We start from the raw sequence: 7,694 nt of genomic DNA on the forward strand, positions 1-7,694 counted from the left end.
TTATCTTTGGCCAATGTTACGCTTTAATGAAAATGCATATAGGATCATTAACAGTGAAGTTAGAAAAACAATGCTAAATTTCAAACAATTTCCAAATCTACCCGATCAAGTTCCACAACGTGGAAATTTACTCAGTCGTTTATGTTTCCAACAGCTTTATTTAGCTCAAGGTTGGCGTTTTCAAGGTGAGTTTCCAAACCTCGCCAAAGCTGTCGCGATTATTGCACCTCATACTTCTAATTATGATGGTTGGTATGGATTTCTTGCGATGCTGGGTCTAGGTTTAAAACTCACCATTTTTGGTAAGGATAGTTTATTCAATTCACCACTGAAACATTTGTTTGAATGGATTGGTGTTATTCCTGTTAAACGAGAGTCAGCCCAAGGACTCACCCAACAAATTGTAGAAAAGATCAAGCAACAAGATAAAATCTGGATTGGACTAGCACCCGAAGGAACACGTAAACAAGCCAGTAGCATCAAAAGTGGTTTTTATCATATTGCTCATGCTGCACAATTACCTATAGTACTTTTTTCCTTTGATTATCAAGAAAAAACAATTCGTTGTTTAGGTGTTTTCACCACGACTGGCGATTATGAGCAAGACTTGTCAGCCATCTTAAAAATTTATCAGGGTCAGTTTTCAGCCAAACACCCGTATAATTTATCTTTACCTTTACAAAAATTGAGCAAATAACGCTAGATAATATTGCATGATTCTGTTGATATATTCGGCATTATTTCTGTGATGTAAAATCAATAATGCAAATGAAACGACTAGGACTGATTGCAATGTTCAGTCTGGCATTGGTTGCCTGTGATAAAACTGTCAAAAAACCAGCTCAAACCAGCCAAATCGCTGCGCGTGAACCTGTAATCGCGGTTGCGCTTGGCGGTGGTGGAGCCAAAGGCTTTGCTCATATTGGGGTGCTTAAAGTTTTAGAATCACATGGCATTAAACCTAAGATTGTCACAGGTACGAGTGCAGGCAGTTTCGTAGGCAGTATTTATGCCAGCGGTAAAACGCCATATCAAATGCAACAATTAGCGATACAATTAAAAGAATCTGATTTGCGTGATTTAACTTTAAGCAGTCAAGGTTTTGTGGTTGGACAAAAACTTCAAGACTATGTCAACCGTAACGTTGCCAACAAACCTATGGAAAAGTTTCCAATTCGCTTTGCAGCAGTGGCTACTCGACTTGATAATGGCAAAAAAACCGAATTCAACCACGGCAATGCTGGTCAAGCAGTACGTGCATCTTGCAGTATTCCTAACGTATTTGTCCCAGCAACAATTGGTGGAGTACAGTATGTGGATGGTGGTTTAGTCAGTCCAATACCTGTACAGACTGCGCGTAACATGGGTGCCGATATTGTTATTGCAGTGGATATATCAGCACGTCCTTCAGGTAAACAAACCACAAGCATGTGGGGATTACTCGATCAAACCATTAATATTATGGGACAGCAAAGTATCCAAGCTGAACTTAATCAAGCTGATGTTGCCATTCAACCTAAAGTTGGACACTTAGGTGTTTTAGATCTTAGCTCTAGTAATCAGGCAATCCTTGAAGGTGAAAAAGCCGCTCAGTTAAAAATTACCGCCATTCAAGCCAAAATCGCCCAATTTAAAAAGTCACCTGCTGCTTTTCAAGCCGCACCTAAAGCTAAACTTTAGACAGATGATATTGATGAAGATCTGAAAATTAAAAATATTTGTTATTTTTATCACAATGATAGGCAGGTCGTTATCGATCTGCTACATTGGACGAGCATATTGACACTTCTGTAAAAATGACAATCGCAATCAATTACGAGTAGTTGTATGAATTTTATTTTTGAACCGTGGCATTGGTTCGTATTGGGCGTTGCGCTCATGTTGTTAGAACTTATTTTGCCTATGTTTGCTGCACTTTGGTTTGGTCTTGCCGCGCTCGTTGTGGGCTTTATCGTGCTTTTATTTCCGAGCATGAGTTTTGCAGTACAGATTTGGATCTGGATCATTTTATCCATCACTTGTGCTGTTCTTTGGTTTAAATTAATCAAACCACTTTCAATCGATAAAACCAAAGCAGGTTTGCCACGTGAAGCGACGATCGGTCAAGTTGGTATCGTCATTCAAATTGGCTTAATGCATGATCAAGTTCGAGTACGTTTCACTTTACCTGTACTCGGTTCAGATGAGTGGAATTGTCGTAGCCTACAATCTGTCCAAGTTGGTGATAGAGTTGTGGTCACTGATATTTCTGGTAATGATCTGGTCATCAAACCCCACCAAACTTCGTCGGTACTCTAAAGTCTGATGACATTTTAAAGTGATCGCGAATTGCTAAAGTTTTAGTCGATCCTAGTCATGACTTCATTAAGACTGATTAAATATTATAAATTGGAAAGAGGTATACCTATGAGTTTTGGCTCAATCATAGCAGTTGTATTTTTAGTCTTCGTTGCAACAACCATTTTTAAAGGGGTACGTATTGTTCCTCAAGGTTATAAATGGATTGTGCAACGTCTAGGTAAATATCACACTACATTAAACCCTGGCCTAAACTTCGTCATTCCATATATTGATGAAATTGCATATAAAGTCACGACCAAAGATATTGTCTTGGACATTCCTTCACAAGAAGTTATTACCCGAGATAACGCCGTATTGCTCATGAATGCTGTAGCCTACATCAATTTAACCACACCAGAAAAAGCAGTGTATGGTATTGAAAACTACACTTGGGCAATTCAAAACTTAGTACAAACTTCATTACGTTCAATCGTGGGTGAAATGGATCTCGATGATGCACTTTCATCACGTGACCACATTAAAGCTAAACTTAAAGCTGCGATTTCAGATGATATCTCTGACTGGGGTATTACACTTAAAACTGTTGAAATCCAAGATATTCAACCATCAAGTACTATGCAGTCTGCCATGGAAGCCCAAGCTGCTGCAGAACGCCAACGCCGTGCAACAGTAACTCGTGCCGACGGTGAAAAACAAGCTGCTATTTTAGAAGCAGATGGTCGTTTAGAAGCTTCACGTCGCGATGCCGAAGCACAAGTTGTACTGGCTGAAGCTTCACAAAAAGCGATTGAAATGGTGACTTCTGCTGTGGGTGATAAAGAAATTCCTGTTGCATACTTACTCGGTGAACAATACATTAAGTCGATGCAAGAAATGGCAAAATCCAACAATGCCAAGACAGTGGTACTACCAGCCGATGTGATGAACACTATTCGTGGTGTCATGGGCCGTGGTTCTTAAAAAAATTATGCTATAAAAAAAACTGCCTCAATGAACTGAGGCAGTTTTTTATTGATGCTCACAAATTCGAGCATCATCGTTTTGAATTATACAATCGCTGCAGTGAGTAATTGCTGTGCATTATGCGGTTCTTCATTGGCCTGTGGTTCAGTACGTTTCCAGACACCATCACCCTGTAGTAACCACGCTTGTTGATTATCTTGCAAATAAGTATTTAAACCCTGCTCATAAATACGTTTTTTCAATGCTGGATCTTCAATCGGAAAACATGCCTCAACTCGACTGAACAAGTTACGATCCATCCAATCCGCACTAGAACAATAGATACGTGGGTTATTATTATTACTAAAATAATAAACTCGTGTATGTTCAAGGAAACGTCCAACGATTGAGCGTACTCGAATATTTTCAGAGAGATTAGGTAACCCAGGACGCAAGCAACAGATTGAACGTATAATTAAATCAATCTGTACACCAGCTTGTGATGCCTCATACAACTTATTAATCAGTTGTACCTCAGTAAGTGCGTTCACTTTAATAATGATATGTGCAGCTTTACCAGCTTGAGCATTGGCAATTTCATCATCAATAAAATTTAATAACTGCGCATGTAATGTAAAGGGTGCATGGAGCAGCTTTTTCAGCTTCGCCATTTTACCCATTCCTGTTAACTCTTGGAAAATACGGTGTACATCTTCACAAAGGTCTTTATCAGTGGTCAATAAACCGTAGTCGGTATAAATACGTGCGTTACCCGCATGGTAGTTACCTGTTCCCAAATGTACATAACGTACCAGTTTATTGTTTTCACGACGTACCACTAAAATCATTTTAGCGTGAGTTTTATAGCCGACGATTCCATAAACCACTACAGCGCCTGCTTCTTGTAATACATTAGCAACCGCTATATTTGATTCTTCATCAAAACGTGCACGCAGTTCAATGACTGCTGTAACTTCTTTGCCATTACGTGCAGCTTCCGCCAAAATCTGAACAATTTCAGAATCAGCACCACTACGATATAAAGTCTGTTTAATCGCGAGAACTTGTGGATCTCGAGCAGCTTCACGCAGTAAATTAATGACAGGTGCAAAAGATTCAAACGGATGGTGCAATAAAATATCTTGCTTTTGCATTGCTGAAAAAATATTTTCAGATTTTTTCAAAACCTTAGGTATCGCAGGTGTATGTGAGTCATAACGCAAATGTGGACGTTTAAAGTCAGAAACCAAACGCGCCAAGTTTACAGGACCATCGACCTTATAAAGTTGATCACTATTTAAGTGGAACTTATTTAATAAATATTGATAAATATGCTCTGGGCAATTTTCAGTAACTTCCAATCGTACAGCTCGACCAAAACGACGTGAGTTCAATTCACCCTTCAGTGCTTTCGCCAAGTCTTCAACATCTTCATCCAAAGCCAAATCAGCATTACGTGTTACACGGAATTGATAACACCCTGTCGCGGTCATACCAGGGAATAAATCCGAAACATGTTCATGGATAATTGCTGAGAGCATAACAAAATGTTCTTTACCATCCGTCAGCTCATCAGGCAACTTAACGACACGTGGCAACGAACGTGGTGCAGGCACAACCGCTAAGTCAATTTGACGACCAAAAGCATCCTTCCCTTCTAAAGTCACAATGAAGTTCAAACTCTTGTTGACCAAACGAGGAAATGGATGTGCAGGGTCCAAGCTGATTGGAGTCAGTACTGGAGCGACTTGTTCTTGAAAATATTTTTTGACCCATGCTGATTGTGCTGGAGATAACTCACCACGGCGTAAAAAACAAATGTCTTCATCTCGCAGCTTGGGTAGAATTTCTTCATTTAAAATACGATACTGACGCTCAATCGCTGCATGTGCTGTTTGCGCAATAGAATCTAGTACTTGCTTTGGTGTCAAACCATCAGGACTTCGGCTTTCATTCCCCAATGAAAGTTGCTCCATTAATCCAGCAACACGAATTTCAAAAAATTCATCCATATTACGTGAAAAAATAAGCAAAAAGTTCATGCGATCTAGTAAAGGGTGTAGCGGATCAACCGCTTGCTCTAATACTCGCAGATGAAAGTCTAAAATCGACAACTCACGATTAATATAGCGTTCGTTATACGCATACTCTACGGCTGTATTTGCAACTGCGGTGTTCATACCACATACCTTTTATTGAAATTTTATCTTTCTAGTATGCTTCAATTGCATTACATTTTCATAAAAAATAGTATAAATATTAAACAATCATTTAAATCATCAGTCACTTTCTTTTGGCAACATACTGTTATTCATATATTTTAATATATGACGCTGTTTAAATAAGAATCGAGAGTTACTCTGATCCTGTTGGAAGTTCTTTGGACTTGGCAATAAAGCGATTAGAAATGCAGCCTGCTCACGATTCACTTGACTTGCTGATCTTGAGAAGTAATGTTGAGCTGCAGCTTCTACCCCATAAAGATGATCACCAAACTCAACCACATTGAGATAAACCTCTAAAATACGCTGTTTGGACCACATTCGCTCCATCATCACCGTTGCAACACTCTCTTGCCCTTTACGAATAAAAGAACGTCGAGGATATAAAAATAGGTTTTTCGCTAATTGTTGTGAAATAGTTGAACCACCAGACACGACCCGTTCTTGTTGCTGGTTACGCTGCATGGCCTTTTCGATACCAGTCCAGTCAAAACCATGATGGTTAATAAATTGACCATCTTCTGCGGCAATTACAGCCCGTTTTAACTGTACGCTTATTTGATCATAAGGGACCCATTGTTGTTTGATTGGTTTAAAATCAGACCAATAATTCAAACGCATAAACATAGTATTTTCAACAGGATGAGTACGCCACCATGCTAAACTCGCAAAAATCCAGAGTTGCACTCCGATCACGATACTCAATAAAACCAACAGTGTTCTGACGATAAAAGCTTTCATCTATTTAGATTGCTCCAAAACAAGTGATATAAGTTTTCATGTTAAGCTCACTGTATTCATCACATTACTAAAACTTAAAGTTATGTCAGAAACATACCCTAATCAAGCACGAGCATTACCTTTGGCTAAAATTACTTTAGCCCTTATGGCCATCAATATTATCTTATTTGTCTGGCAAATATTGACAGGTGTTGATGCAAGCTCCCCCAGCACAGCAGATGCCATACGTTGGGGCGCTGATTATGCACCTTTAACGTATTTACAGGAACCTTTTCGTTTATTTAGCAGTATGTTTTTTCACTTTGGATTCCCTCATTTGATGTTTAACATGTGGGCGCTTTATGTCTTTGGTAACTTGGCGGAACATACTTTTGGGCGGTTTTATTTTCTTGGCCTTTACTTACTTGCAGGCATGATGGGTAGTCTACTCAGCGGCTATATTGATATCCGAAACAGTTTTGAAATGTTGCAACATTTCAACCCTGACCTGTTCCCTCGTGTATCTGCCGGTGCTTCTGGTGCAGTTATGGGGATCGGAGGTGCACTCACTGCATTATCATTTTTTCCACGCTTAGCACGACAACAGTTGGCTTTGGATAAAAAGTCGCTACTCATCATTATGGCAATCAACCTCGCCTTTGGTTTCTTTACATCAGGAATTAACAATGCTGCTCATATCGGTGGCATGCTGATGGGTATAGGCTTAGCGATAAGTTGGTATATTGTTCAACATTTTAAACTGAACAAAATACTCTTGTTGCTGATCTTAATTGTTGGTGCGCTCTGCTGTTATGGCTTCTTTCTCTATTCATCAAACTTGGTACAGAGCATCGCACCATTTTGGCATGAGCTTTTAGCGGTTATGTTAGAGAAGACGGGGCTAAACAACACGACCATTTTATAATTGACCACTCTAATTTTTTTTAGTTTTGGGCATACAGTATTTAAGTACTGTTGTGCCCTTTTTATCCTCACTCCATCCAAACTTAGATCGACAATTTCTCTCATTTTATCCATGAATTTGAATGATCTGCCATAGCCATGTGTAACTTAAACCCCTAAACTTTTCTTTACAGCAGCCTGAAATATTTAATTGATAAGACCATTTACTGTACTTAAGCTCAATTATAAGGAAATATCTTAAATGAAAACTAAGCTAAAACTTACCGCACTTGCACTCAGCAGTGTAGGCTTGGCCAGCTGTACTACAGTCATGTTAAAAGAAAGCATTGAGTCATCAAAATCTCGCAACAAAGCAAAAACGGTTTTACAAGATCAGCTTATCGCTGTAGGCATGGCTAAAACCCCGATTACACACTATGAAAATGCAGTTGTACTTGCAGGAAAACAATTCAGTTATTTAATCACCCCCACTCAAGGCTTAAAACAATCTCCGCAACTGTTTCAACAGATCTTAACTCAGGTTGATTTACGTTATGCCCAAATTAGCCAAAATACAGTCACAGTAAAAGATCTCACTACGGCTAC

8 protein-coding genes are annotated in these 7,694 nt (G+C 39.2%); 6 read left to right on the plus strand and 2 right to left on the minus strand.

Features of this window, described 5'->3' with window-relative positions; all coding sequences use genetic code 11:
• The first annotated feature begins 70 nt into the window (after window positions 1–70).
• The 4 genes from Aru01_RS17400 to Aru01_RS17415 all read left to right on the plus strand — a co-directional run bounded on the left by Aru01_RS17400 (window position 71) and on the right by Aru01_RS17415 (window position 3,261).
• Complete coding sequence (locus tag Aru01_RS17400) at window positions 71–697, plus strand: lysophospholipid acyltransferase family protein (RefSeq protein WP_040331381.1); 627 nt, start codon at window positions 71–73, stop codon at window positions 695–697.
• Window positions 698–762: 65 nt separating this feature from the next.
• Window positions 763–1,680 (plus strand): patatin-like phospholipase family protein, encoded by a 918-nt coding sequence (locus Aru01_RS17405; RefSeq protein ID WP_040331366.1) that lies wholly within the window; start codon window positions 763–765, stop codon window positions 1,678–1,680.
• A gap of 147 nt (window positions 1,681–1,827) precedes the next feature.
• Window positions 1,828–2,298: an NfeD family protein gene (locus Aru01_RS17410; RefSeq protein WP_016657113.1), complete on the plus strand. Its 471-nt coding sequence runs from the start codon at window positions 1,828–1,830 to the stop codon at window positions 2,296–2,298.
• A gap of 108 nt (window positions 2,299–2,406) precedes the next feature.
• Complete coding sequence (locus Aru01_RS17415) at window positions 2,407–3,261, plus strand: SPFH domain-containing protein (protein ID WP_016657114.1); 855 nt, start codon at window positions 2,407–2,409, stop codon at window positions 3,259–3,261.
• A gap of 86 nt (window positions 3,262–3,347) precedes the next feature.
• On the opposite strand, the gene ppk1 is transcribed toward Aru01_RS17415, so the two are convergent.
• Window positions 3,348–5,423 carry a polyphosphate kinase 1 gene (gene ppk1, locus Aru01_RS17420; RefSeq protein WP_016657115.1) on the minus strand — a complete coding sequence of 692 codons (2,076 nt, stop codon included), beginning with the start codon at window positions 5,421–5,423 and terminating at the stop codon, window positions 3,348–3,350.
• Window positions 5,424–5,522: 99 nt separating this feature from the next.
• Window positions 5,523–6,206, minus strand: a complete 684-nt coding sequence (mtgA, locus tag Aru01_RS17425) for a monofunctional biosynthetic peptidoglycan transglycosylase (protein WP_016657116.1) — start codon at window positions 6,204–6,206, stop codon at window positions 5,523–5,525.
• Between the two features lie 82 nt (window positions 6,207–6,288).
• On the opposite strand from mtgA, the gene Aru01_RS17430 reads away from it, so the two are divergent.
• Together Aru01_RS17430 and Aru01_RS17435 are read left to right on the plus strand one after the other, a co-directional pair.
• Entirely contained in the window at window positions 6,289–7,110 is an 822-nt protein-coding gene (locus tag Aru01_RS17430) for a rhomboid family intramembrane serine protease (protein ID WP_016657117.1), read from the plus strand.
• A 240-nt stretch (window positions 7,111–7,350) separates the two neighbouring features.
• Window positions 7,351–7,694 (plus strand): hypothetical protein (locus Aru01_RS17435; protein WP_042111688.1); only part of this gene is annotated, 344 nt, incomplete at its 3' end.

The organism is Acinetobacter rudis, assembly GCF_000829675.1.
Lineage (GTDB): Bacteria > Pseudomonadota > Gammaproteobacteria > Pseudomonadales > Moraxellaceae > Acinetobacter > Acinetobacter rudis.